The 25,327-nt window shown below is 72.7% G+C and carries 19 protein-coding genes; 11 read left to right on the forward strand and 8 right to left on the reverse strand.

The features are described 5' to 3' along the window. Positions 1–202: 202 nt before the first annotated feature. The 3 genes from ACTWJ9_RS19955 to ACTWJ9_RS19965 all read right to left on the reverse strand — a co-directional run bounded on the left by ACTWJ9_RS19955 (position 203) and on the right by ACTWJ9_RS19965 (position 4,509). Positions 203–2,023: an LCP family protein gene (locus ACTWJ9_RS19955; protein ID WP_443294523.1), complete on the reverse strand. Its 1,821-nt coding sequence runs from the start codon at positions 2,021–2,023 to the stop codon at positions 203–205. Between the two features lie 239 nt (positions 2,024–2,262). Continuing rightward, positions 2,263–3,528, reverse strand: a complete 1,266-nt coding sequence (locus ACTWJ9_RS19960) for an LCP family protein (protein ID WP_443294524.1) — start codon at positions 3,526–3,528, stop codon at positions 2,263–2,265. A gap of 225 nt (positions 3,529–3,753) precedes the next feature. Then, the gene (locus tag ACTWJ9_RS19965) at positions 3,754–4,509 is read right to left on the reverse strand and encodes a TIGR03089 family protein (RefSeq protein WP_279335606.1); all 756 of its coding nucleotides are present in this window, start codon (positions 4,507–4,509) and stop codon (positions 3,754–3,756) included. Between the two features lie 129 nt (positions 4,510–4,638). On the opposite strand from ACTWJ9_RS19965, the gene ACTWJ9_RS19970 reads away from it, so the two are divergent. Next, on the forward strand, positions 4,639–5,934 hold the full coding sequence (locus tag ACTWJ9_RS19970; protein WP_443294525.1) for a peptidoglycan recognition protein family protein: 1,296 nt from the start codon (positions 4,639–4,641) through the stop codon (positions 5,932–5,934). 129 nt (positions 5,935–6,063) lie between these two features. Next, positions 6,064–7,146, forward strand: coding sequence for an NDP-sugar synthase (locus ACTWJ9_RS19975; protein ID WP_279335608.1), 1,083 nt, complete (start codon positions 6,064–6,066; stop codon positions 7,144–7,146). Between the two features lie 110 nt (positions 7,147–7,256). On the opposite strand, the gene ACTWJ9_RS19980 is transcribed toward ACTWJ9_RS19975, so the two are convergent. The 4 genes from ACTWJ9_RS19980 to ACTWJ9_RS19995 all read right to left on the reverse strand — a co-directional run bounded on the left by ACTWJ9_RS19980 (position 7,257) and on the right by ACTWJ9_RS19995 (position 11,425). Continuing rightward, a complete protein-coding gene (locus ACTWJ9_RS19980; RefSeq protein ID WP_443294526.1) occupies positions 7,257–8,258 on the reverse strand; it encodes a DNA-3-methyladenine glycosylase family protein in 1,002 nt (333 codons plus the stop codon). A gap of 114 nt (positions 8,259–8,372) precedes the next feature. After that, on the reverse strand, positions 8,373–9,788 hold the full coding sequence (locus tag ACTWJ9_RS19985; RefSeq protein ID WP_443294527.1) for a coenzyme F420-0:L-glutamate ligase: 1,416 nt from the start codon (positions 9,786–9,788) through the stop codon (positions 8,373–8,375). Continuing rightward, positions 9,785–10,798, reverse strand: a complete 1,014-nt coding sequence (gene cofD / locus ACTWJ9_RS19990) for a 2-phospho-L-lactate transferase (protein WP_443294528.1) — start codon at positions 10,796–10,798, stop codon at positions 9,785–9,787. Before cofD ends, ACTWJ9_RS19985 begins: the two co-directional genes overlap by 4 nt. Positions 10,799–10,840: 42 nt before the next feature. Beyond that, positions 10,841–11,425: a cysteine dioxygenase gene (locus tag ACTWJ9_RS19995; RefSeq protein WP_443294529.1), complete on the reverse strand. Its 585-nt coding sequence runs from the start codon at positions 11,423–11,425 to the stop codon at positions 10,841–10,843. Positions 11,426–12,170: 745 nt separating this feature from the next. On the opposite strand from ACTWJ9_RS19995, the gene ACTWJ9_RS20000 reads away from it, so the two are divergent. The 3 genes from ACTWJ9_RS20000 (at position 12,171) to ACTWJ9_RS20010 (ending at position 18,031) form a co-directional block, all read left to right on the forward strand. Further along, positions 12,171–12,434: a WhiB family transcriptional regulator gene (locus tag ACTWJ9_RS20000; RefSeq protein ID WP_109380992.1), complete on the forward strand. Its 264-nt coding sequence runs from the start codon at positions 12,171–12,173 to the stop codon at positions 12,432–12,434. A 270-nt stretch (positions 12,435–12,704) separates the two neighbouring features. After that, complete coding sequence (locus tag ACTWJ9_RS20005; RefSeq protein ID WP_443294530.1) at positions 12,705–16,451, forward strand: glycosyltransferase; 3,747 nt, start codon at positions 12,705–12,707, stop codon at positions 16,449–16,451. Further along, positions 16,448–18,031: a DUF5719 family protein gene (locus tag ACTWJ9_RS20010; RefSeq protein WP_279335614.1), complete on the forward strand. Its 1,584-nt coding sequence runs from the start codon at positions 16,448–16,450 to the stop codon at positions 18,029–18,031. Before ACTWJ9_RS20005 ends, ACTWJ9_RS20010 begins: the two co-directional genes overlap by 4 nt. Positions 18,032–18,066: 35 nt before the next feature. Here ACTWJ9_RS20010 and ACTWJ9_RS20015 read toward each other — a convergent pair whose 3' ends face one another. Continuing rightward, positions 18,067–18,516, reverse strand: a complete 450-nt coding sequence (locus ACTWJ9_RS20015) for a metallopeptidase family protein (RefSeq protein ID WP_279335615.1) — start codon at positions 18,514–18,516, stop codon at positions 18,067–18,069. Between the two features lie 320 nt (positions 18,517–18,836). Here ACTWJ9_RS20015 and ACTWJ9_RS20020 point away from each other — a divergent pair, with 320 nt between their 5' ends. The 6 genes from ACTWJ9_RS20020 (at position 18,837) to manA (ending at position 25,316) form a co-directional block, all read left to right on the forward strand. Next, positions 18,837–19,253 carry a DUF3499 domain-containing protein gene (locus tag ACTWJ9_RS20020; RefSeq protein ID WP_279335616.1) on the forward strand — a complete coding sequence of 139 codons (417 nt, stop codon included), beginning with the start codon at positions 18,837–18,839 and terminating at the stop codon, positions 19,251–19,253. A 195-nt stretch (positions 19,254–19,448) separates the two neighbouring features. After that, positions 19,449–21,065, forward strand: coding sequence for an L-lactate permease (locus ACTWJ9_RS20025; protein WP_443294531.1), 1,617 nt, complete (start codon positions 19,449–19,451; stop codon positions 21,063–21,065). 94 nt (positions 21,066–21,159) lie between these two features. Continuing rightward, positions 21,160–22,524 (forward strand): phosphomannomutase/phosphoglucomutase, encoded by a 1,365-nt coding sequence (locus tag ACTWJ9_RS20030; protein ID WP_443294532.1) that lies wholly within the window; start codon positions 21,160–21,162, stop codon positions 22,522–22,524. 163 nt (positions 22,525–22,687) lie between these two features. Continuing rightward, on the forward strand, positions 22,688–22,858 hold the full coding sequence (locus ACTWJ9_RS20035) for a Trm112 family protein (RefSeq protein ID WP_279335619.1): 171 nt from the start codon (positions 22,688–22,690) through the stop codon (positions 22,856–22,858). 93 nt (positions 22,859–22,951) lie between these two features. Next, positions 22,952–24,088 carry an SIS domain-containing protein gene (locus ACTWJ9_RS20040; RefSeq protein ID WP_443294533.1) on the forward strand — a complete coding sequence of 379 codons (1,137 nt, stop codon included), beginning with the start codon at positions 22,952–22,954 and terminating at the stop codon, positions 24,086–24,088. 76 nt (positions 24,089–24,164) lie between these two features. After that, on the forward strand, positions 24,165–25,316 hold the full coding sequence (manA, locus tag ACTWJ9_RS20045) for a mannose-6-phosphate isomerase, class I (protein ID WP_443294534.1): 1,152 nt from the start codon (positions 24,165–24,167) through the stop codon (positions 25,314–25,316). The last annotated feature ends 11 nt before the right edge of the window (positions 25,317–25,327 follow it).

The following is a 25,327-nucleotide window of genomic DNA, read 5'->3' on the forward strand; positions in this document are numbered from 1 at the left end:
TGGTCACCACCGTGCGCGACGCCAGGACGGTCCGCGCAGCCGGGGCACTGGAGCGTTCACATTAGCCGCCCGCCTGAGCGAGAAGTGGCTTCAGTGACGAATTCCTCGTCCCCGGAACGGGGCAAACCGCCCTATTGGGTGGGGAAATGGCGCCGTCGGCGGCTGCCTGCCGGGCAGGGCCTCCGGTGCCCTGCCCGGCAGGTCACTTGGCGCACTCGACCTTGTCCGCCGTGGACTTCGCAATGTCGTCCGGTGCCTTGGAAGGAGGCGTCAGGGAGACGCCCGCACCCTTGAAGTCCTCGCCGAGGGTCAGCGTCATCGTGGGCAGGCCCTGGGAGTTGGTGGCGCTCTCGCCGGGTTTCATCCCGGATCCGGACAGGCCGAGGATGTCGGCGAGGCGGCGGGCCTGGTCGGCCTGGTCGGGTGCGTACTCGAGGGTGGTCTTCTTCAGCGTCTTCGGGGCGTTGCCGGCGTTCTCCGACTTGCCGACCCCCTCCTTGAGCTGGAGCCAGGTGAGGGTGTCCTGGGCGCTGCCCGACGGGGCGCCTCCGTTGAAGACCTGTACCCGGACCTCGGAGGCCTCCGCCTTGGGGCCCTCGAGGCGGGCGGCGACGGCGGCCTTCTCCTTCTTCTTCTGCTGCTTGACCTCGGTGAACGACACGTCGTTCGCGATCGCCGCAAACACCTGCGGCGCCTTGGCCTGGTCCAGGACGACGGTCGCCTTCACCGCTTCCGCGGGGTTGTCGACCACCGGCACCGTGGTGAAGGTCAGATTCTTGATGTTGAGCTTGCCCAGCTCCAGACCGAGGTCCTTCAGCTTGTTGATGTTGTCCAGCTGGGCGTCGACGGTGAGCGCCTCGGTGCCCGCCTCCGCCAGCTTGAGCATCTTCGAGGGGCTGGTGAGGGTGTCGTTGGACTTCAGCTTCCTCATCAGCGCGCTGAGGAACTGCTGTTGCAGCCCGATCCGGCTCAGGTCGCCGCCGGTGCCGACGGAGTGCCGGGTGCGCACGTACGCCAGCGCCTCCTCACCCTCGATGGTGTGTGTGCCCTTGTCCAGCTTCAGGTGGGAGTCCGGGTCGTCAATGTCCTTCGCCACGCAGACCTCCACACCTTCGACCGCAGTGGTGAGGGTCTTGACCGCGTTGAAGTCGGCCACCATGAAGTTGTCCGGCGTGATCCCGGTCAGTTCGGTGACGGTCCGCATGGTGCAGCTGGGCGTGCGGTCGTTCTGGCCGAGGCTGGTGTTGAAACGGGCACCGGAGGAGCCCGGGATGACTTTCTGGGTCCCGTCCTCCAGCGTGGTGGGGCAGTCGGGGATGTCGACGATGAGGTCGCGCGGGATGCTGAGCGCGGTGGCGTTGGTGCGGTCCTGGGAGACGTGCAGCAGCAGCGTGGTGTCGGCGTGTCCGGCGCTGCCCTTGTCGCCGTATCCCTCGTTGCCCGCGCCGGTGCGCTTGTCGGTGCCGATCAGCAGGATGTTGATGGCCTTGTCCTTCTGGAAGCCACCGGTGCTCGCGCCGTCGTCGGGGATGGCGTCGATGTTGTCGTTGAGGTGCTCCAGGTACAGGTAGCCGCCCACGCCGGTGGCGAGCACCACGAACGCCATCACCCCGCCCGTCCAGAGCAGGACCTTCTTCGCCTTCGACTTCTTCTTCACCGGGCGGCGTCCGCGCCGGCCCGGCGGCGGCTCCTCCGGCGCGCCCCGGCGCCTGCGCGGCGGCGGGGCCTCACTTTCAGCCGCCTCGGGTTCGGTCGCCCCGCGTTCGGCCGCCCTGCGGCCGGGAGGCCGTTCCGGCGCGCGTCCGGGAGCGGCCGCGCGCCCGGGAGCGTCGCCGCGGCCACGCGGTGCGCCCGCGCCCTTGCCGCCGCCCACGCCGGCGGGGCGCGGTCTACGGGGAGAGGGGATCGAGGGTTGCGGTGCGGAATCGTTCAACCGCAGTTCGTAATCACCGGTGTCCGGGTTGAGCACCCACTGGTCTGCGGGGTCCATGTCGTTGCCCCGCTCACGGCCTTGCGCGTCCACGGTCGTTTGAGTCCTCCGTCGGTGCCACGCGGCGCCCTTCCCCTCCTGGGCGCCCGGTCGGTCACGCAGTGCGCGACTGCAGGACGAACCTCGGGTGCGCGCGCACCGGAGCGCTCACACTAACGGCACCGAATGACTTCCGGCGACGCCGGTGGCACATTCCATGTCCCTACAACTGGGCAATTCGCGCATATCCCTTGACATGACTTCACAATCTTGGAGTCGACTGTGCGCCGGCTTTACGCGCAACCGTCCTCGGCCGCCGTGTTTCCGGAGAATGTGGGCGTGGGGGAAGGGGGTCCGGACGACTCCGCGGATTCCCCCTGAGTGACCTTTCCGTCACCGTCCGTGCCGTCGTCGTCCGAATTCCCGGACGGTGCGCCGGATTCGGTTCCGGTGCCGGGGCCCTGTGCGACCGTCACCGAAGCGTCCCTGCGCAGCCGCTCGAACAGCGCCTCCGCCTCGGGCTGGGAGAGTTGGTCCCGATTGGCGTCGGCGGCATACGGCTCCCGTGGGACGGTGAGGAATTGCACACGTTCCGTCGGGATCTCGCGCAGCCCGCGGACGAGTTCGTACAAACCGCGCAGACTGGCCAGTTCCGGGTCGGTCGTCAGTGCCGAAGTGGCCGCGTCCAGAACGGGGTACAGCTTCACCGGATTCAGCAGAACGTCATTCCCCTGCACCTTGTTGACGAGCGCCCCGAGAAACCGCTGCTGGCGTTCCATACGGTGTGTGTCGCTACCGTCACCGAGCGACTTGCGGGCGCGGACATAACCGAGGGCCTGTTCCCCGTTCAGCGTCACCCGGCCCGCGGGCAGTCTCAGTTTCGCCGCCTTGTCGTCGATGGGTTCGCGCAGGCACACCTCGACGCCGTCGACCGCCTCGACCATCTCCTTGAAGCCGTGGAAGTCCACGACGATGTGATGGTCCACGCGAATGCCGGTGAGTTTCTCGACGGTGCGGATGGCGCAGGCCGAACCGCCCCGCTGGAAGGCCTGGTTGAACATCGTGAACACGGGCCCGGCGCGGGTGCCGTCCTCGCGCGGGCAGCCCGGCACGGCCACCATCAGGTCACGGGGCAGGGACACGGCGGTGGCGCTGCGCCGGCCCGCCGACAGATGCAGCAGGATCGCGGTGTCGGACCGCTCCGTCCCCGAGTCCCGGCCGTAGCGGCGGTTGTCGCCCCCGGAGCGCGAGTCCGAGCCGATCAGCAGGAGGTTCCGGGCCTCCTTGACCAGCGGGGTGGGCCGTTCCTCCTCGAACCGCGCGAGTTCGGCCGCGGCCGCCTCGTCCGGCGTGATGTTGCCGTCGAGCTTCACGTACACCGCCCACCCGGCCCCGGCGGCCAGGACGAGCAGCACGGCGAGACCGAGCCCGGTGCCCCGCACCCACCGTCGCCGCCTGCGCCGCGCCTGCCCCGTCCCGCTCGCCGAGGCTCCCGCCCCCGGCCCGAGGGTGCGCCCGCCCCCCGCGCCCGCGGGGGACGTGCCTGCGGTGTCGCTCATGACCGGTCCACCCCCTCACTGCGTACGGCGTGCGGTGGAGGCCGTACGTGCCGTGCGTGCCGCTGCTACGACGATGACCCGGATGCGGGACGGAGGCGGGCACTGCTGAGCCGTACGGGGGATGGGGCGCGGCGAACGGGGTACGGCCCGGCGGGCCCGGTTCGGACGAGTCCGTCCGCGCCGGGCGGGACCGGGCCGGGCCGTGGCGAAGCCGCCGGAGGGGCTCTAGCGGGAGATGACCGCGACCCGTTCGCTCTCGACGCGCTTGTCCAGGGCCTCGTCCCCGAGCCGGTCCAGGTTGCGGCACAGCACCACCGAACCGCCGGTCGCCAACGGCCCGTACAGGCCCGCGTGCAGGCCCTCCCAGGTGTCGTACGGCAGACCCGACAGGATGCGCGAGCCCGGTCCGGTCAGCCCGAGGTCCGTCGCCTCCGCGCGGGCCCGTTCCACCACCTCGGCCCCGGTGAACTCCCGGCCTGCCACGATCAGCGCCGGAGCCTCGGGGTCGACCGGCGCGTACGGCGCGAACCGGTCGCCCTGCCCGGGCACCTCCACGGCGTAGTCGGCGAAGCCCTCCGGGGGCTGCGGGAAGCGTCCCCCGAGCGGTCTGAGCGCCAGCGCGATCCGCGCGCCCGAGCAGGCCCGCGCGGCCTCCAGCGAGTCCGGCCCGCTCACCACGACGTCGGCCGCCGCCGGGTCGCCGGACACGTCCGCGACCGCGCCCACCGACGCGCACGCCAGCAGCCACACGGCCGTCTGCCAGTGCGCGGGCAGCAGAAGCGACACGCGGTCGCCCGGCTCGGCGGACAGTTCGTCCTGGAGCAGGTTCGCGGTCTTGGCCACCCAGTTGGCGAAGGTGGCCACGGACAATTCGACGCGTTCGCCCGTGGCGTCGTCGTAGAAGGTCACCAGGGGGCGGCCCGGGTCCGCGGCGAGCGCGGAACCCAGCAGGTCGGCGGGGGTGCGGTCGGTGGCGTTCATCCGCGCAAGCGTACGCGGACGCGGCTGTGCGCACCGGGCGGTGGGGACACCGGTTCGGTGGCACGGGCCCCGACAGCCCGTCAATTCCCCGATGGACAGATTTGTATGACTATGTCCAGGATCGGGGGCATGCGTAGAATTCCTGCTTCCGTCATCGGTGTCACCTGCGCGACCGCTCTCGTGCTCCCCCTCGCGCCGTCCGCCGTCGCGGCGAGCGCGGGACCGGGGCAGCCGGCCCGGGCGGTCCCCCGTGCGGCGGTGACGGCCGAGTCCGGTACCACGGGCAGCACCGAGTCGCTGCCCCTGCAACCCCTCGATCCCGACCGTGCCTCCGGCGCTGCAACGTTCGGCCTGACCCCCCGGTCCGTACGGAACTTCTCCCTCCTCGGCGTCGTCTGGGACGACCCCGCCGCCGAACTCCACGGCCAGGTCCAGGTCCGCACCCGCGGGGCCCGCACCGGCTCCTGGTCCGACTGGCGGGACGTCGAGGCCCGCAACGCCGACCACGCGGCCGACCCCGGCACCTCCGGCACCGGGGAACGCGCCTCGGGCCGGGTCCGCGGCGCCACCGCACCGCTGTGGGTGGGCGACTCGGACGGCGTGGAGATCAGGGTCCTGGCGGAGTCCGGAGGTCCGGGGCACACCGGTACGGCTGCCGAGGGTCCCGAGAGCACCGTGCTGCCGCTGCCGTCCGGGATGCGCCTCGAACTCATCGACCCCGGTGAGGGCAGCGCGTCCGCGGCCGGCACCGCGGACGGCCCGGCGGACGGCACGGGCGTGCGGCGGAAGGGCGCGGTCACGCGGCAGCGGGCGAATCCGTACACCGCCCCGCGCCCCGACATCGTCACGCGGGCCGACTGGGGGGCGGACGAGAGCCTGCGGGAGAAGGGGTTCGTCTACACGGACGAGGTCGGTGCGGCCTTCGTGCACCACACCGCCTCCGGCAACGACTACACGTGCGAGGAGGTGCCTTCACTCATCCGCGGTATCTACCGCTACCACACGGAGAGCATGGGCTGGCGGGACCTCGGCTACAACTTCCTCGTCGACAAGTGCGGGAAGGTCTACGAGGGCCGCGCCGGGGGAGTGGCGGAGCCGGTCCTGGGCGCCCACACCCTGGGGTTCAACTCCCACAGCATGGGGGTGGCGGTTCTCGGCACGTACAGTTCCACGGATCCGTCGGACGCGGCGGTGAAGGGCGTCGCCCGGCTCGCCGCGTGGAAGCTCGGGCTGTACGGCGTGGATCCGGGCGCGGAGACATATCTGACGTCCGAGGGTGGCAATCTCTACACAAAAGGCACGAGGGTACGACTGAACGTGATCTCCGGTCACCGGGACGGGTTCAACACCGTGTGCCCAGGGGGGAAGCTCTACGACCAGCTCGGCACCGCCCGCTCCACGGCGGCCGGTTACCAGGGCCGCTGAACCGCGCGGAGCTGCCGGGCCGGTTCCCCCTGCCGGGGACACACCGTCGAAAGCGCTGTGGAACGGTCTGCATAAACTGGCCGGCCGAAAGACAGTTCGGCCGGTCCCGGCAGGAAGCAGAGACGACAGGTGACAGAAGCGATCCTCCTGGTCGGCGGCAAGGGCACGCGGTTGCGCCCGCTCACGGTGCACACACCGAAGCCCATGGTCCGGGCCGCCGGGGTGCCCTTCCTCACGCACCAGCTGGCGAGAGCGAGAGCGGCGGGCGTCGAGCACATCGTCCTGGCCACGTCCTATCTGGCCGAGGTCTTCGAACCGTACTTCGGCGACGGGTCGTCGCTGGGGCTCCACATCGAGTACGTGACGGAGGCGGAGCCGCTCGGCACGGGCGGCGCGATCCGCAACGTCGCCTCCCGGCTGCACTCCGGCCCGGACGAACCGGTGCTGATCTTCAACGGCGACATCCTCACGGGCCTGGACATCCGGGCGCTGGTGCGCACCCACGAGACGACGGGCGCGGACGTCTCGCTGCACCTGACGAAGGTGACCGACCCGCGGGCGTACGGACTGGTCCCCACGGACGACACGGGCAGGGTCCTGGCGTTCCTGGAGAAGCCGCAGACGCCCGAGGAGATCGTCACCGACCAGATCAACGCGGGGGCGTACGTGTTCCGCCGCTCGGTCATCGACACGATCCCGACGGGCCGGCCGGTGTCGGTGGAGCGGGAGACGTTCCCGGACCTGCTGTCGGCGGGGGCGCACCTCCAGGGCTTGGTCGACTCCACGTACTGGCTGGACCTCGGCACCCCGGCCGCCTTCGTCCGCGGCTCCGCGGACCTGGTGCTGGGCCGTGCCCCGTCCCCGGCGGTCCCGGGGCGCTGCGGCGACCGGCTGGTCCTGCCGACGGCGAGGGTGGCCCCGGACGCCAAGCTGGCGGGCGGGACGGTGGTGGGCGAGGGCGCGTTCGTGGCGGAGGGCGCGCGCGTCTTCGGCAGCACGATCCTGCCGGGTGCGGTCATCGAACCCGGCGCGGTCGTCACCGACTCGCTGATCGGCACCCGCGCGCGGGTGGGGGAGCGGTCGGTCCTCACCGGGACGGTCATAGGCGACGGCGCGGTCATCGGCGCCCGCAACGAACTCCGGGACGGGGCGCGGGTGTGGTGCGACGCCCGGATCCCGGCGGGGGCGGTGCGGTTCTCCTCGGACGAGTAGCCGGACGGAGACCGGGCACGTACCGGTACGGCTGAGGGCTCGGGCGGTTGACGGCTCGGGCGGTCGAAGGCGCGGACGGCTGGGGGATCGGGCGGCCGGGGGCTCGGGCCTCAGAGCCGTCCGATGTCCCAGTGCGGCCTCTTCGGAGCCCGCCGGGCCGGCGTTCTCCCGCTCAGCAGGATCAGCCGGGCCGCCCGGTGCCGCTGCCCGGCGTACGGCTCCAGCAGTTCGAGCATCACCGTGTCGTCCGCGTCCCGGTCCCCGGCGAGGGCCCACCCCACGATGCCCGGCAGGTGCAGGTCCCCCACGGTCACCTCGTCCGCCGCGCCGTGACTGCGCTGCACCGTCTCCGCGGACGTCCACGGACCGATACCCGACACCAGCTCCAGCCGTGCCCGCGCCGCCGCCGGAGTCATCCCGGCCGCCTCCTCCAGCCGCGCGGCGACGCGCACCGCCCGCAGGACCGTGGACGCCCGCTTGGTGTCGACGCCGGCCCGGTGCCACTCCCAGGAGGGGATCAGCGCCCAGGTCCGGGGCGACGGCATCACCGCCATCCGGTCGGGCGCGGGCCCGGGCGCCGGCTCCCCGTACTTCCGTACCAGCAGCCGCCACGCCCGGTACGCCTCGTCCGTGGTGACCTTCTGCTCCAGGACCGACGGGATCAACGACTCCAGCACCAGCCCGGTCCGCAGCAGCCGCAGTCCCGGACGCCGGTGCCGGGTGAGCGCCAGCACCTTGTGCCGGGGGACGAACGCCGCCGGGTCGTCCGCGGCCCCGAGCAGGTCCGGCAGCCGCTCCAGGAGCCAGTCGGCGCCGGGACCCCAGGCCTCGCCCCGCACCTCGCCGCCGTGCCGCGTCACCCGCAGCGTCCCCGGCCCGGCGGGCGTCAGGCTCGCCCGCCAGACGGAGCCGTCCGGCAGCGCGCGGAACGTCGGGTCCCCGGGCCCGCGCCGCAGCGGCGCCAGGACCAGACTGAGGTCCAGCGGCCCGTCCGGCACCCAGGTCCGCACCAGGGCCGGGACCGGTGCCTGGCGCGGCACCCTCGTGGGTACGGCGGTCCGTCCGCCTCGCACGGTCGTGCGAGCGGGCCGGGGAGCGAAACGTCCTGCCACAGAGAGGGTTCCGGGGAGTGGGGAGATACGGATGAAGAAGATGAAGAAGGGGAGAGCGCGGGTAGCCCTACCGGAGTGGGGCTCCTACGAGGGTAGGCGCCCCGCGCGTCCGGCTCACCGCACCTCGATGAACGCGCCGGCGTCCCGCTCCGGCCGTGGCCGGGGGTCCTCGGCGGGGTGGCCGACCGCGACCGCGCCCATCGGGTCCCAGTCCGCGGGCAGGTCCAGGACCTCGCGGACCACGTCCCGGCAGAACATCGTCGACGACACCCAGGCCGAGCCCAGCCGCTCACCGGCCAGGGCGACCAGGAAGTTCTGCACCCCGGCGCCCGTCGCGACCACGAACATCTCCCGCTCGGCGGCGTCCCGCCGCGCGTCCCCGTAGGTGTGCGAGCCGTCCATGACCAGGCAGGGCACGACCAGACAGGGCGCGTTGCGCAGGACGTCGCCGCGGCGGACGCGCCGGGCGATGGACTCCTCCGTCTTTCCGTCCCGGCGCAGGTCCGCGATCCAGGCGTCCCGCATGGCGTCCAGCAGACGGACACGGGACCCGGGGGACTCCAGCAGGACGAAACGCCACGGTGTGGTGTGGTGCGGCGCCGGGGCCGTCACGGCCGCGGCCACCGCGCGGCGCACCGATCCCGGGTCGACGGGCTCGTCGGTGAAGGCCCGTACCGTGCGGCGCCGGGTCACCGCCTGCCGGACCGCCTCCGACGTGCCGAGCCGGAACATGTCGTCGCGGGAGTCGCGGACCAGGGCCCGTGCGCCGTCGCCGTGGTCGTCGTCGGCCGTGACCAGGCCGGGCAGCCCGCGGACGACGGCCACCGGCAGGCCGGCGGCCTTGCCCTTGACCAGGTCGCCCGCCGCGGCGAGTTCGTCGGCGGTGGCGACGACGGTGGCGCCGAGCGGATTGCCGTGCGCGTCCGTGCCGCCGCGCAGGTCGTCCAGCACGTGAACGCCCGCGGCGCCGATCGCGACGTCCGTCAGACCCGCGCGCCAGGGGCGTCCGAAGGTGTCGGTGACCAGCACGCCGACCGTGACCCCCAGGGCGTCGCGCAGGCCCGCGCGGATCGCCCGCGCGGACCCGTCCGGGTCCTCGGGCAGCAACAGCACCGTGCCGGCCGGGGTGTTGGACGCGTCGACCCCGGCCGCGGCCATGACCAGGCCCTGCCGGTTCTCCACGATGCGCAGGGCGCCGCGCCGGGCCACCACCCGTACCGTCTCCGCGTCGATCGCGGCCTCCCGGTCGGAGGCCTCCAGTATCCGGCCCTCCGCCTTGGAGACGATCTTGGAGGTGACGAGCAGCACGTCACCGTCGGCCAGCCCCGGCTCCGCGGCCGCGATCAGTTTGGCCAGGTCGTCCCCCCGCCGGACCTCGGGCAGGCCCGCGACGGCCCACACCCGGTACCCCGCGGACGCCGCGCCGCCCGCGTGCGGGTCGTCGGGCACGCGGGTGCCGTCCACGGTGTCGTTCACGTCGTTCACGTCGTGTATGTCGTTCATGTGGTCCATGTCGTTCACGTCGCTCAAACCGACCGCACCTCCTCCGCCAGTGCCAGTGCCTCCCGCGCCATCCGCGTGGTCGCGTCGACGTCGGTCATCATCAGCGGCACCGCCCGGCACCGGATCCCGGCCTCCTCGACACGCTCCACACAGGCCGCGTCGACCGTGTCGACCAGCCAGCCGTCCAGCAGGCCCGAACCGTAGTGCTCGGCCACCGCCGGCGCGGTGGACTCGACGCCGACCGCCGCGAGCACCTTGTCGGCCATGCCGCGCACGGGCGCGTTCCCGACGATCGGCGACAGGCCGACCACCGGCACGCCCGCGTCGGCGATCGCCTCACGGATGCCGGGGACGGCGAGGATCGTGCCGATGGAGACGACCGGGTTGGACGGCGGGAAGAGGATCACGTCCGCCCCGGCGATCGCCTCCAGTACGCCCGGCGCCGGCTTGGCCTGCTCCGCGCCGACCGGCACGACCGCCTCGGCCGGGACCGACGCCCGCAGCCGTACCCAGTACTCCTGGAAGTGGATCGCCCTGCGCTCGCCGGGTCCCGCGGTCTGGGCCGCGGCCCCCGCCGTGGTTCCCGCCGGGTCGTCGGCGGGCAGGGTGACGGCGACATGGGTCTCGACGCGGTCGTCGGTCATCGGGATCAGCCGGACACCCGGCTGCCAGCGGTCGCAGAGCGCCTCGGTCACCGCGCTCAGCGGATATCCGGCGGCGAGCATCTGCGTCCGCACGATGTGGGTGGCGAAGTCCCGGTCACCGAGCCCGAACCACCCCGGGCCGACGCCGTACGCCGCGAGCTCCTCCTTGAGACGGAAGCTCTCGTCGGTCCGCCCCCAGCCCCGCTCCTCGTCGATGCCGCCGCCGAGCGTGTACATCACCGTGTCGAGGTCCGGGCAGACCTTCAGCCCGAAGAGGTGGATGTCGTCCCCGGTGTTGCCGATGACCGTGATGTCCGCGTCCGGCGCGGCCCGCTTCAGACCGCGTAGGAAACGGGCACCGCCGATGCCGCCTGCCAGAACCACAATGCGCATGGGAAACAGTGTGTCAGCCACCGGGCCGGCCGTGGCACCGTGTCAGACGGTCAGGGTCCCGGACACCGGCCGTGCCTCGCAGTGCGGGGCGAGGGGGCGTACCGGCATCTCGGTCAGGCCCGGGTAGTACACGTGCAGGCTGACCGCCGACTCCAGTGTGTCGTTGACGACCTCGTGCACATAGCCGGGTGGGAAGACCCTCCCCCACTCTCGGCTTCTCCCCCGAGTTCTCGGCTCCGCTCGAACAGGGGGGACCCCCATGAGCGGGGGGACCCCCCTCGCACCCGCCGTCAGCGTGCGCGTGCCGCGCTCGGTGCGTTCGGTGAGGGTGCCGTCCAGGACGGTCATGACTCCGGAGGAGGGGCCGTGGCTGTGCGGTCCGCTGCCCTGGCCGGGAACCCAGGACAGCAGCCACACCTCGTAGCCCGGCCCCGTGCGCAGCCGGTGGTACCAGCGCGTCGTGGCGTCGTACCGCACCAGGTGCTCCCACGAGGAGCGGTCGGCGGCGAGGGAACGGGCCAGCCCGACGAACTCGGCGACGGTCGCCGGGTGCTCGCGCGGGGTCTGCAGCAGGTGGGGGACTTCGAGGATGTCGCCGGCGATCTGGAGGTCGCTGTCGCTGTTCATGGGATGCGGTGTTCCTCGGCGGAGAAGCGGTCGGGGAGCGGGGGGAGGCGGGGGACCACAGCGTGTGCTGTCGCGTGCGTCCGGGTCGCGGACGGCGGCGAGGAGTGCCCCGGTGGGAGCTCAGGAAAGCTGAGGAAAGAAGTCTCGAGTCGAGGGTGACTCGAAGGGTCGGAGCGCGTTGGGCTCAACAACCGGAACAGTGACAGCTACAGCGAGCGCGGGCAGCACCGAGGGACCCGGCGGAGCGGGTCGAGGCGAGTGCCGAATTCGCGAGCATGCCCACAAGGACAGCGGTTCACACCTCCAGTGTCAACTCGACGCCCGGATTGTGGGACACGGTTCACTCCATCCGGTTCACCTGCGGGGCGAAAGGTTTGCTCATGTGATTCCGGGGACACAAGGTGCGCACGGCCGGGCACGCAAGTGCCGTCGCGTTCCTGTGATCCGAATGTGATCCGGCTCGCTGCGGCGCCGGTGCGACAACGGGGTCGATCGACCGGGCGTCCTTCCTGGTGGACGGTCCGCGCGGGGTGGGAAGCTCTGTCGAGGTCGTCGGTGTGTCAAGGTTTATGGCGATTTGAACACTTTCGGCTTGGGCTTGGTTCCGCAGAGTGAATAAGGGTGCCAATAGCAGATCTCGGCTTGACTCGCCCGAAGCAGCACACTTGTAATTTCACTCGTGTCGTTTGGCCAGGACAGGTAACGGCAGCGACACGGGGATGCGAAAGACAGACGAGGGGCGCACATGACGGAGCTGGTGCAGCAACTGCTGGTCGATGACGCGGACGAGGAACTCGGCTGGCAGGAGCGCGCGCTGTGCGCCCAGACCGACCCCGAGTCGTTCTTTCCCGAGAAGGGCGGTTCCACCCGAGAGGCCAAGAAGGTCTGTCTTGCCTGTGAGGTCCGCTCCGAGTGCCTCGAATACGCCCTCGCCAACGACGAGCGCTTCGGTATCTGGGGCGGCCTGTCCGAGCGGGAGCGGCGTCGACTGAAGAAGGCGGTGGTCTGAGGGCACCGCCGGTGGACGGTGTGTCACATCCGGTGTGCCGCACCCAGGGCGTCACATTCATATGCACGTCATGCTCGTGCATGTGTCAGATGTTCTCTATATGTTCATATGAGGCGTGTGTCGAGTGCGGCCCGTCGCGGGTGGGTTGTCCACAGGCGGCGGGCCGCCTTGCCGCCCAGCCGATAGTGTGGGCGCTCGTCCGAGACGTCACGCCGCCCCCACCGGGCACGGGCGTCCCCCACAGTCCACCGAACCGGGGCCCGTACCTCGATGTCCGTGCACAGTCACCCGGCAGCCCGTCAAGACGTAGCTGCCGCTCCAGAGTTCCCGCGTCATGTGGTGACCGCGGTCCTCGTCTCCCACGACGGAGCCCGCTGGCTGCCCGACGCGCTCGCCGGGCTACTCGGCCAGGAACGTCCCGTCCAGTTCGCCATGGGTGCCGACACCGGCAGCGGTGACGACTCCGCCCGACTGGTCACCGAAGCCCTCGGCGACGACCACGTCCTGCACCTCGCCCGGCGCACCGGCTTCGGCCAGGCCGTCGAGGAGTGCGACCGGGCCGCGCCGCACCTCACCCCGGACGACCTGCCCTATCTGAAGCGGCCGAGCGGCTGGGACCCGGTCACGCGCAGCTGGCACGACGACGCCTACGACCTGCCCGACCTCCCGCACGGCGAGCCGGTGCAGTGGCTGTGGCTGCTGCACGACGACTGCGCCCCCGAACCCGACGCGCTGGCCCGGCTGCTGAGCGTCGTGGACAACGAGTACGAGCTCGGCCGTGACGACGTCGCGGTCGTCGGCCCCAAGCTGCGCGGCTGGTACGACCGCCGGCAACTGCTGGAGGTCGGCGTCTCCATCGCCAACTCCGGCCGCCGCTGGACCGGCCTGGACCGCCGAGAACAGGACCAGGGCCAGCACGACCAGGTCCGGTCCGTGCTCTCGGTGTCCACCGCCGGCATGCTGGTCCGCCGTGACGTCTTCGAAGAACTCGGCGGCTTCGACCGGCACCTGCCCCTGATGCGTGACGACGTCGACCTGTGCTGGCGCGCCCACACGGCGGGGTACCGGGTGCTGATAGCCCCCGACGCGGTCGTGCGGCACGCCGAGGCGGCCTCCCGGGAGCGCCGCGCCGTCGACTGCGTGGGCCGCACCGCCGCCTCCCCGCACAAGGTGGACAAGGCGGGTGCCGTCTACACCCTGCTTGTCAACACCCGGACCGCGACCCTGCCCTGGGTGCTGCTGCGGGTCGTCCTCGGCACCCTGCTGCGGACCCTCGCCTACCTCGTCGGCAAGGCCCCCGGACAGGCCGTCGACGAGATCCGCGGTCTCGTGGGCACCCTGCTGCGCCCCGAGCGCATCCTCGCCGGACGGCGCCACCGCGGCAGCCCGCAGGTCGACAAGGGCGAACTGCGGCCGCTGTTCCCGCCCCCCGGCGCGACCGTCCGCGTGACCGTCGAGCAGGCCGCGAGCAGTCTCGTCGGCCGCTCCGACCCCGAAGCCACCTCCGGCGCCGGACGGCACGGCGGCGCTGTCGAGTCCGGGCCCGGCGGGGACGACGCCGACTTCCTGCAGGTCGAGCAGTTCGCCCGGCTCAAGCGGATCGCCCGCAAGCCCGGCCCGGTGCTCTTCCTGGCCCTGCTGTTCCTCTCCCTCGCGGCCTGCCGCGAACTCCTCGGCGGCGGCGCGCTCGCGGGCGGCGCCCTGCTCCCCGTCCCCGCCGACTCCGCCGACCTCTGGGCGCGGTACACCGACACCTGGCACGCGGTGGGCGCCGGCGGCACCGGGTCCGCGCCGCCCTACCTCGCCGTCGTGGCGGCCCTGGGCACCCTGCTGCTCGGCTCCCCCGGGGTTGCCGTAACGGTCCTGCTCGTCGGCTCGGTGCCCCTGGCCGGCTTCAGCGCGTACTTCGCCTCCCGCCCGCTCGTCGAGTCCCGGTTGCTGCGCGCGTGGGCCGCCGTCGCCTACGCCTTCCTGCCCGCCGTCGCCGGTGCCCTGGCCGGCGGCCGGATCGGCACCGCCGTCCTCGCCGTGCTGCTGCCGCTGATCGCCCGCGCGGGCGTCGCCGCGAGCGGACTCACGAACCCCTCGGACGTCCGCGGCAGTTGGCGCGCGACCTGGGCGTACGCGCTGCTGCTCACCGTCACCACCGCGTTCACCCCGATCGTGTGGCCCATCGCCCTGATCCTCGGCATCGGCGTCCTTGCCCTGCGCAGGTCCGACCTCCCGGCGTACGGGCTCCGCTTCCTCGCCCAGCTCGGCACGCCGCTGGTGGTGCTGGCCCCCTGGTCGCTGTCGCTGCTCCCGTTCGGCTTCTTCCAGGAAGCGGGCCTGGAGTACGGCCCCTCCGCCGCCTCCGTCCTCGACCTGCTCGGCGCGAGCCCCGGCGGGCCCGGCGCGGCCGGCGGGGCGGTGCTCATCGGCATCGTGCTCGCGGCCCTCGCCGCCCTGCTCCGCTCCGAGCGGACCCTCGCCGTCCGCGCCGCCTGGACGGCCGCCCTGGTGGGGCTCGTCTTCGCGGTCCTGTCCAACGGCTCCGCCTGGGCGGGACCCGCGACCCTCGTCTACGGCATCGCCCTGCTGGCCGCCGCCGCCCTCGGTGCCGACGGTGCCCGAGCACGGGTCGCCGAGCAGAGCTTCGGCTGGCGTCAGCCGGTCGCCGCCCTGATCGCCCTCGCCTGCGCGGTCGGCCCGCTGCTGGCCGCCGCCGGCTGGGTGATCCGCGGCGCCGACGGACCGCTGCAGCGCCGCGACCCCGTGCAGGTGCCCGCGTTCGTCGCCGAGGAGAGCGGCACCCGCGACCAGGCCCGCACCCTCGTCCTCGCCAGCGACTCCGCCGCCCGCGTCGACTACGTGCTGGTCCGCGGCTCCGGCGCCCGGATGGGCGACGCCGAGATCGCCGCCTCGGACAGCGGGAACAGCGGGCTGGACAAGGTCGTCGCCAACCTCGTCGCCGGTTCGGGCGCCGACCAGGCCGACCAGCTCGACGGATTCGCGGTGCGCTACGTCCTCGTCCACCCGGGCGCGCCCCGCGACGTGACCCGCGTCCTGGACGCCACTCCCGGCCTGACCCGGCTCAGCCAGCAGGCGGGCGGCGCGCTGTGGCGCGTCGACCAGGACGTGGCCCGCGCGAGCATCGTCCCCGGCAAGGGGAGTGAGGGCGAGTCGCAGCCCGTGGCCGCGGGACCCGTCGAGATCCACACGAAGATCCAGAACGGCTCCGAGGGGCGCGTCCTGCGCCTGGCCGACTCCGCGGCCGAGGGCTGGACCGCCACCCTCGACGGCAAGCCGCTGACCTCCACCACGGTCGACGGCTGGGCCCAGGGCTTCACACTGCCCGCCACCGGCGGACAACTGGACGTCACCTACGACGACCCGATCACCCACACCGCATGGATGTGGGCACAGGGGCTGCTCGCCGTCGTCCTCGTCGTCCTCGCCCTGCCCGGCCGGCGCCGCGACATCGACGACGATCTGCCCGAGGAACCGGCCGTCACCGCCGAGGAGCTCGCCGGTGACGGCCGCCGCGCCCGCCGTCTGCGCGCCCAGGCCGAGGCGGAGGCGCAGGCCGCCGCCGAGGAGGCGGGCACGCACGGGGAAGCGGGTGAGGACACGGGCGCGGAGGACGACGGGTTCGACACCCCGCCGGAGCCGGCCCCCGGGGCCGTCCCGCACCAGCGGTCCTACGACGAGTGGGACGCGTCGAGCTACCCGGCCCCCGAGCACGACGGCGTCTATCCCGCCGAGCAGTACCAGGAGCAACAGCAACAGCAACAGCAGTACGTGACGGACGAGTACGGCCGGACGTACCCCGCGGACCAGTACCAGGGCGGCCAGTACGACCCGTACGCCTACGACGGCACGCCCCAGCAGCAGCCGCCGTACGACCCCGCGACGTACGGACAGGGCTACGAGGGCTACGACCAGACCTACGCGCAGGGCTACGACACGTCGTACGACCCCGAGCAGCCGCACCGTCCTCAGCCGGGCAGTGAGCGTTCCGACGGGAGCCAGCAGTGAACCGCACCACCCTGTCCCTGATCGCGGGAGCCACCGCACTCGCCGCCGTCACCGGCTTCGCGGTGCTGTCCGCGCCGGACCCCACGGCCGCGGACGACGGCGTCGAGGCCGCTGCCGCGCACCTGCCCGTGGAACGCACCAGCCTGCTGTGCCCGACGCCCAGCACCTCCGACCTCGCCGAGACGACGTACACGTCCTTCACGCCCGTCACGAAGGGCGCGGAGAGCGAGGGCAGGGCCGCACTCCGGTCGGCCGCCGAAGGCCGGTCCGCGGCGGAGGACGCGAAGGACGGCGACGGCGACGATCCTGCCGAGGACGGCGAGGAAGCCGCCGACGGTGAGAAGGCCGCCGACGGTGAGAAGGCCGCCGACGGCGAGAAGGCCGAGAAGCCGGTTCTCGAGCCCAAGGAGCCCGGTAAACCGGTCGTCGCGGACGTCTCCGGAGGCGAGGAGCCGGCGCTCGTCGGCACCGCCGAGGGCCGCCTCGCCCCGGGGTGGACCGTGCAGCAGACGACCGAGGTCGCCGCGGGCCTCGGCCGGGGCCTGCAGGGCGTCAACTGCGCCGCCCCCGACACGGAGTTCTGGTTCCCCGGCGCGAGCACCGCGACCGAGCGCACCGACTACGTCCACCTCACCAACCCCGACGACTCCGCGGCCGTCGTGGACATCGAGGTCTACGGCAAGGACGGCGTCCTCGAGACGGAGGCGGGAGAGGGCATCACGGTCCGGCCGCACTCCGCCGAGCCGGTGCTGCTGTCCACGCTCACCGACGAGGAGCAGACGGATGTGACCGTGCACGTCGTCGTCCGCAGCGGGCGGATCGGCGCGGCCGTGCAGGCCCTGGACAACACGCTCGGCGGTGACTGGCTGACCGCGTCGGCCGACCCCGCGGGCAGCCTGGTCCTGCCCGGCATCCCCGAGGACGCCACCGCCGTGCGCCTGGTCGCCTTCACCCCCGGAGGCGTGGACGCCGACCTGAAGGTGCGGCTCGCCTCGCCCTCCGGGCTGATCACACCGGCCGGCAACGAGACGGTGCATGTGAAGGGCGGCATGACGACCGCCGTCGACCTCGGTGACGTCACGCGCGGCGAGGCGGGCTCCCTGGTCCTCACCCCGACGGGCCGCTCGGTGCCGGTCGTGGCGGCGGTCCGGGTACTGCGCGGCAAGGGCGACAACCAGGAGTCGGCCTTCGTCCCGGCAGCCCGCCCGGTCGGCCTGCGCGCCACCAGCGTCGGCAACACGGCCGAGGGCAGCACCCTCGCCGTGACCGCGCCCGAGGGCACCGCCAAGATCAAGGTCACCGCGTCCGCGGGCAGCGAGGGCGGCACCCCGGCGTCCGAGACGTACACGATCAAGGCCGGCACCACTCAGCACATCGAGGCCCCGGTCCCGGACGGCGTCAAGGGCACGTACGCCCTGACGATCGAACCCGAGTCGGACGGCACCCCCGTGTACGCGTCCCGGACTTTTTCCGTCACCGACGACGGCCTCCCGGCCTTCACCGTCCAGACCCTTCCCGACGACCGGGGCCTGGTGGCGGTACCGAAGGCGGAGGAGAACCTGTCGGTCCTGCAGAGGTAGGGGCCCTTCGGCGGAGCGGATGCCGGAGCCGCCGCTCAGTCCTCCCCGTACCGGGGATCGACGGTCTCCGGCGTCAGCCCCAGCAGTTCGGCGACCTGCTCCACGACGACCTCGTGGACCAGCGCCGCCCGCTCGTCGCGTCCCTTGGTGCGGATCTCCACCGGCCGGCGGTAGACCACGACCCGCGCGGGGTGCCCCTCCCGGCCCGGCACGGTGCCGCCCAGCGGCACCGCCTCGTCGCTCCACTGAAGTCCGGGCCCGTCCAGCCGCGGCACCTCCAGGACGAGGAAATCGATGTCGGTCAGCTGAGGCCAACGCCGCTCCAGCCGCTCCACGGAGTCCTGCACGAGATCGGCGAAGGTCTCCGCGCGGCTGGCGGCGAGCGGCACCTGGGGCGGTGCGATCGGCCCGCGCATGCCCCGGCCGTGGCGATCACGGCGGCGGGGCCCGCGGTCGGCGGCACGGGGAGTCACAGGGGTGTCCATCAGGGTGAAGGGTAGTCTCCGCCGGTCCGACGTGCCCGGCCCCCACACGGCCTCGGGCCCGCGACACCCGCATGGCGCCGGGGCGCGGTGCCGGTCCGCCCGGAACGGCATGTCGTCACATGACCATTCCGGCCAAGGTTCAGCTCGATTCGATATCTTTCGCAGGCCGGTGATCTCAAGGTATTTGACGGTGTTTGTACCAACTGATGACCGGAGCGAGGGGCGCGGGTGCCTCGAACACGGGCGTCGGGGCAGGTCAACGACGTGTGCCCACGGGGGCGGGTGAGGTGTTTCAGGCCACGACACGAGGGAACGTCCGGGTGGGGAGTCTTCGCGACCCGCTCAAGAGTGCGGTACCGTCCAACACCGTGAGCCCTGTACGTCGCTGTTCGCGCACCGCTTGCGGCCGTCCCGCCGTCGCGACGCTGACGTACGTCTACGCCGACTCGACCGCGGTCCTCGGCCCGCTCGCCACCTACGCCGAACCCCACTGCTACGACCTGTGCGCCGAGCACTCCGAGCGCCTCACCGCGCCGCGCGGCTGGGAGGTCGTCCGCCTGCTCGACGGTTCGGCTCCCGCGCAGCCCAGCGGGGACGATCTGGAAGCGCTCGCGGACGCGGTGCGCGAAGCGGCCCGCCCCCAGGAGCGAGCGGTCGGCGGTGCGGGACGCGGTGCGGACCCGATGGAGGTCGCACGCCGCGGTCATCTGCGCGTGCTCCGCTCTCCCGACAACTGACCGCGGTCGCGCTCCGCCGCTCCCCGCTCCCTCCTCGCGGTCTTCTCCGCGCTCTTCCCTTCTCTTCCCTCCGGTCCCGCCTGTCCCGTCAGTAAGGTGCCGCACGCCCATTGACGCGCGCTTGTCGGGGACACGACCATTCCCGGCACATAGCGAGAAACCTCTTTCGCATCGCGGAATCCAGGAGGCGCGTCCGTGTACGTCCAGGAACTGGAACCAGTCGCCGGCTCACTCGGTCTCTCCGCCCTCGTGGCGGCATTACCCCTCGTGATCGTCCTCGTCCTGCTCGGCGGCTTCCGCATGAAGGCGCACCTGGCGGGCCTGATCGGGCTGCTGGGAGCCGTCCTGGTGGCCTGCCTGGCGTACGGCATGCCATGGGACCAGGCGGCCTCCAGTGCCGTCCAGGGAGCCGTCTTCGGCCTCTTCCCCATCATGTGGATCGTCGTCAACGCGCTGTGGGTGTACCGGATGACGGTCCACACCCGGCACTTCGACATCCTGCGCCGCTCCTTCGGCCGGCTCTCCGACGACCCGCGGATCCAGGCCCTGGTCGTCGCCTTCTGCTTCGGGGCCCTGCTGGAGGCGCTCGCCGGTTTCGGCGCCCCCGTCGCGATCTCCGCCGTGATGCTCGTGGCGCTCGGCTTCGACCCGGTGCGTGCCGCGATCGTCGCGCTGGTCGCCAACACCGCGCCGGTGGCGTTCGGCGCCATGGGAACCCCGGTGGTCACGCTCGCCCAGGTCACCGGGCTGCCGCTGGACTCGGTGGCGTCCGTCGTCGGACGCCAGACCCCGCTGCTGGCCCTCGTGGTGCCGCTGGTGCTGGTCTGGCTGGTGGACGGGCGGCGCGGACTGCGGGACACCTGGGTGCCCGCGGTGGTGTGCGGGGTCGCCTTCGCCGTCGCCCAGTTCGTCGCGTCCAACTACGTCTCCGCGCAACTCGCCGACATCGCCGCGGCCATGGCGGGCGCGGGCGCCCTGGTCGCCGTACCGCATGCGCGCGTGCCGGCCTCCGAGGCCGTACGCACCTCCGTACTGACCGGCGTGCGCAGCGAGGAACTGGACGAGGAGGACCCGCGCGGTGAGGTCCTGCGGGCGTACGCCCCGTACGCGCTGATCGTGGTGGTCTTCTCCGTCGCGCAGATCCCGGTGATCAAGGACTGGCTGGCCGGGGCGACCCGGAAGACCGACTGGCCCTTCCTCGACGTCGCCGCGCCGAACGGGGAGCCGGTCGGCGCCAACGTGTTCACCTGGCCGCTCGTCTCGACCGGCGGCACCCTCGTCCTGCTCGCCGGGGTGGCCACCGCGGTCGTGCTCGGTGTGCACGCGCGCGTGGCGGTCAGGGAATGGGCGGCGACCGTGTACGAACTGCGCTTCGCCATCCTCACGGTGACCTCCGTGCTGGCGCTCGCCTACGTCATGAACCTCTCCGGCCAGGCGGCGACGATCGGCTACTTCGTGGCCGCGGCCGGTGCCGGACTGGCCTTCCTGTCGCCCGTGCTGGGCTGGTTCGGCGTCGCCGTCACCGGGTCGGACACCTCGGCCAACGCCCTCTTCGGCGCCCTCCAGGTGACCGCCGCCCGGGAGTCCGGGCTGTCGCCCGACCTGCTGGCGGCCGCGAACAGTTCGGGCGGTGTCCTCGGCAAGATGATCTCGCCGCAGAACCTCACCATCGCCTGTGCCGCCGTCGGGCTGGCGGGCAAGGAGGGAGACCTGCTGCGCAAGGTGCTGCCCTGGAGCCTCGGTCTGCTGCTCCTGATGTGCCTGATCGTGGTGGGGCAGAGCACCACGGCGCTGGGGTGGATGCTGCCCTGACCGAGACCCGCCGGACCACAACGAACGCCCGCAGCGGAGTGTCGTCCGCTGCGGGTAGTTTGTGGTGACCACAGGACTTTCGGAAGGGTTGGCCGTGGCTGCTGATCTGTCACAGATCGTGAAGGCGTACGACGTACGTGGGATCGTCCCCGACCAGTGGGACGAGCCCCTGGCCGAACTCTTCGGCGCGGCCTTCGCCCGGGTGACCGACGCGAGTGCCATCGTCACCGGCCACGACATGCGGCCCTCCTCGCCCGGACTGTCGGGCGCCTTCGCCCGCGGGGCCGCGGCCCACGGCGTCGACGTGACCGAGATCGGCCTCTGCTCCACGGACCAGCTCTACTACGCCTCGGGCGCGCTGGACCTGCCCGGCGCGATGTTCACCGCCTCGCACAACCCGGCCCGGTACAACGGCATCAAGCTGTGCCGCGCGGGTGCCGCCCCGGTCGGCCAGGACACCGGGCTGGCGGAGATCCGCGAACTCGTGGAGAAATGGAGCGAGACGGGTGCCCCCGAGCCGGTCGGCCCGACGGGAACGATCACCCGGCGGGACACGCTGGGCGACTACGCGGCACATCTGCGCTCCCTCGTCGACCTGACCGACGGCCGCCCCCTGAAGGTCGTCGTCGACGCGGGCAACGGCATGGGCGGGCACACCGTTCCCACGGTGCTGGCGGACCTGCCGCTGACCGTCGTCCCGATGTACTTCGAACTCGACGGCACCTTCCCCAACCACGAGGCCAACCCGCTCGACCCGGCCAACCTCGTCGATCTGCGGCAGCGGGTCCGGGAGGAGGGCGCCGACCTCGGCCTCGCCTTCGACGGCGACGCCGACCGCTGCTTCGTCGTCGACGAGCGGGGCGAACCGGTCCCCCCGTCCGCGATCACCGCCCTGGTCGCCGCCCGTGAACTGGCCCGCAACGGCGGAAAGGGCACGATCATCCACAACCTGATCACCTCCTGGTCGGTGCCGGAGGTCGTCGAGGAGAACGGCGGCACACCGGTACGCACGCGCGTGGGCCACTCCTTCATCAAGGCCGAGATGGCCACGCACGGCGCGATCTTCGGCGGGGAGCACTCGGCGCACTACTACTTCCGCGACTTCTGGAACGCCGACACCGGCATGCTGGCCGCCCTGCACGTCCTCGCCGCCCTCGGCGGCCAGCAGGGCACCCTGTCCGACCTGGTCGCCCAGTACGACCGCTACGTGGGCTCGGGCGAGATCAACTCCACGGTCGACGACCAGGCGGCCCGGCTCACCGCGATCAGGGCCGCGTACGAGGGCCGCGAGGGCATCACCCTGGACGAACTGGACGGCCTCACCGTCACCGCCGCCGACTGGTGGTTCAACGTCCGCCCTTCCAACACGGAGCCCCTCCTGCGCCTGAACGCCGAGGCCCGCGACGAGGCGACCATGACCAGGGTCCGCGACGAGGCCCTGGACATCATCCGAGGCTGAAGCCCCACGGCACCCGCCCCGCACGGGTGGCCGCCCGGGCGCCCTCGGGGCGCACGGGCGGGGCGGGCGCCGGCCCGACGGTCGCCGCCCGCCCGCACCGGCTCCACCGGCGGTACCCTGACCAGGCACATCCGCATACGCCCGCCCCGAAGGGAACCCCCTCATGCCGCTGGAAACCGGCCTCCTGGAGATCCTCGCCTGCCCGGCCTGCCACTCCCCCCTCAAGGAGCAGGACAGTGAGCTGATCTGCACCGGCGAGGAATGCGGCCTGGCGTACCCGATCCGCGACGGCATCCCCGTCCTCCTCGTCGACGAGGCCCGCCGCCCCGGGTGACCGACGCCCCGGCGACCCTGCGCATCAGCGACCCGCCGCCCCGCGTACCGCCGCCCCGCGACCCGCCGCCCCGCCGTTCGAAGGCTGCCGCCCATGATCGACGAATCGCTGCTCGACTCACCGGAGGGCCTCGCCGAGGCCGACCGCCGCGGGCTGCTCCGCGGCGCCGCCGAAGCGGGCGCCCGCGTCCGCACCGCCGCCCGGTACGCCGCCGAGGCCGGTGTCCACGACCTCAAGCCCGACGGCCGTCCCCGCGCCGTGCTGATCGCGGGCCCCGGCGCCGCCGCCACCCAGACCGCCGACCTCCTCGGCACCCTCGCCGGCGCCGGCAGCCCCGTCACCCGGCTCGCGCCCACCGGCGTGGCCCCCGCCGCGGGCGCCCTGCGCTGGGAACTGCCCGGCTGGGCCGGCTCCGTGGACCTGCTCCTGATCGCCACCCCGGACGGCACCGAACCGGGCCTGTCCCTGCTCTCCGAACAGGCCTACCGGCGCGGCTGCACCGTCGTCGCGGTGGCCCCCGCCCGCACCCCGCTCGCCGACGCGGTCAACGGCTCCCACGGCCTGTTCGTCCCCATGGCGACCGCGCCCTACGAGCAGGACGAGCAGGAGGAACCGCTCGCCTCCTCCGCCCCCGGAGCCCTGTGGGCGCTGCTCACCCCGCTGCTCGCGCTGCTGGACCGCACCGGCCTGCTCACCGCCCCGCCGGACACCCTGGAGAAGGTCGCCGACCGGCTCGACCGCATCGCCGAACGCTGCGGCCCGGCCATCGCCATCTACAACAACCCCGCCAAGACCCTGGCCGCCGAACTCGCCGACTCGCTCCCCGTCGTATGGACCGAGGGCACCTCGGCCGGCCCGGCGGGCCGCCGCTTCGCCGCCGCGCTCGCGGAACTGTCCGGCAACCCCGCCGTCGTCGCCGAACTCCCCGAGGCGCTCGGCGTGCACAGCGCCCTGCTGGCCGGCCCACTCGCCGCCCGCGCCAACCCGGACGACTTCTTCCGCGACCGCGTGGAGGAGCTGCCCGCGCTGCACACACGCGTGGTGCTGCTCCGCGACCGTCCGATCGGCGGCCTCACCGCCGCCCCGGCCGCCCGCGAACTGGCCCTCAGCCACGACACACCGATCAGCGAACTGGAACCGGAGGAGGGCGGCGAACTGGAGACCCTCGCCGAACTGATCGCCGTCACGGATTTCGCCGCCGTTTACCTGGCGCTCACCTCGGGAGCCTGATCATGCCCGGGGCGGCCCGACCCGAGACGGCCCGCCCCCCGTACGAGAACCTGCCGAAGGACCCAGAGAGAACCCGATGGATCGCCTCGACAACACCATCCGCCCCTACGCCTGGGGTTCCACCACCGCCATCGCCGAACTGCTCGGCGTCGAACCGACCGGCGAGCCACAGGCGGAGATGTGGCTGGGCGCCCACCCCGGCGCGCCCTCGCGCACCGACCGGGGCACGCTCGCCGAGGTCATCGACGCCGCCCCGGAGCGGGAACTCGGCGCGGCCTCGGTCGCGAAGTTCGGCCCGCGCCTGCCCTTCCTCCTCAAACTCCTCGCCGCCGGAGGGCCCCTCTCCCTCCAGGTCCACCCCGACCTGGACCAGGCGAAGGAGGGCTACGCGGACGAGGAGCGACGCGGTGTCCCCGTCACCGCCCCGCACCGTAACTACAGGGACGCCAACCACAAGCCCGAACTGGTCTGCGCACTCACCGACTTCGACGGTCTGTGCGGCTTCCGCGACCCGCGGCAGGCCGCCGAACTGCTCGACGCCCTCGGCGTGGACTCCCTCAAGCCGTACGTCGACCTGCTGCGCGCCCGCCCCGAGGACGCGGCCCTGCGCGAGGTCCTCACCGCGATCCTCACCGCCGACCGCGACGAGATGACCCGGACCGTCACGGAAACGGCCGCCGCCTGCGAACGCCTCGGCGGCGACCACGCCCCGTACGCCGAGATCGCCCGCCACTACCCGGGCGACCCCGGCGTCATCGCCGCCATGCTCCTCCACCACGTCCGGCTCCAGCCCGGCGAGGCCCTCTACCTCGGAGCCGGCGTTCCGCACGCCTACCTGAACGGCCTCGGCGTCGAGATCATGGCCAACTCCGACAACGTCCTGCGCTGCGGGCTGACCCCCAAGCACGTCGACGTCCCCGAACTCCTGCGCATCGTCCGCTTCGAGTCCCGCGACCCCGGCGTGCTGCGCCCGGAGGCCGCACCGGACGGCGAGGAACTCTACGAAACCCCCACCGACGAGTTCCGGCTCTCCCGTTACGTCCTCCCGGCCGGCGGCACCACCCACGACCTCACGCTGGCCACCCCGCAGATCCTGCTCTGCACGGCCGGTTCGGTACGGGCCGGTGAGCACGAGCTGTCCCCGGGCACCTCGGTGTTCGTCCCGGCGGGCGAGAAGGCCGACGTCTCCGGCACCGGAACCCTGTTCAGGGCCACTGTCGTCATCTGACCCACCGATGG

The organism is Streptomyces sp. GDS52 (assembly GCF_052246875.1).
Taxonomy (GTDB): Bacteria; Actinomycetota; Actinomycetes; order Streptomycetales; family Streptomycetaceae; genus Streptomyces; species Streptomyces cathayae.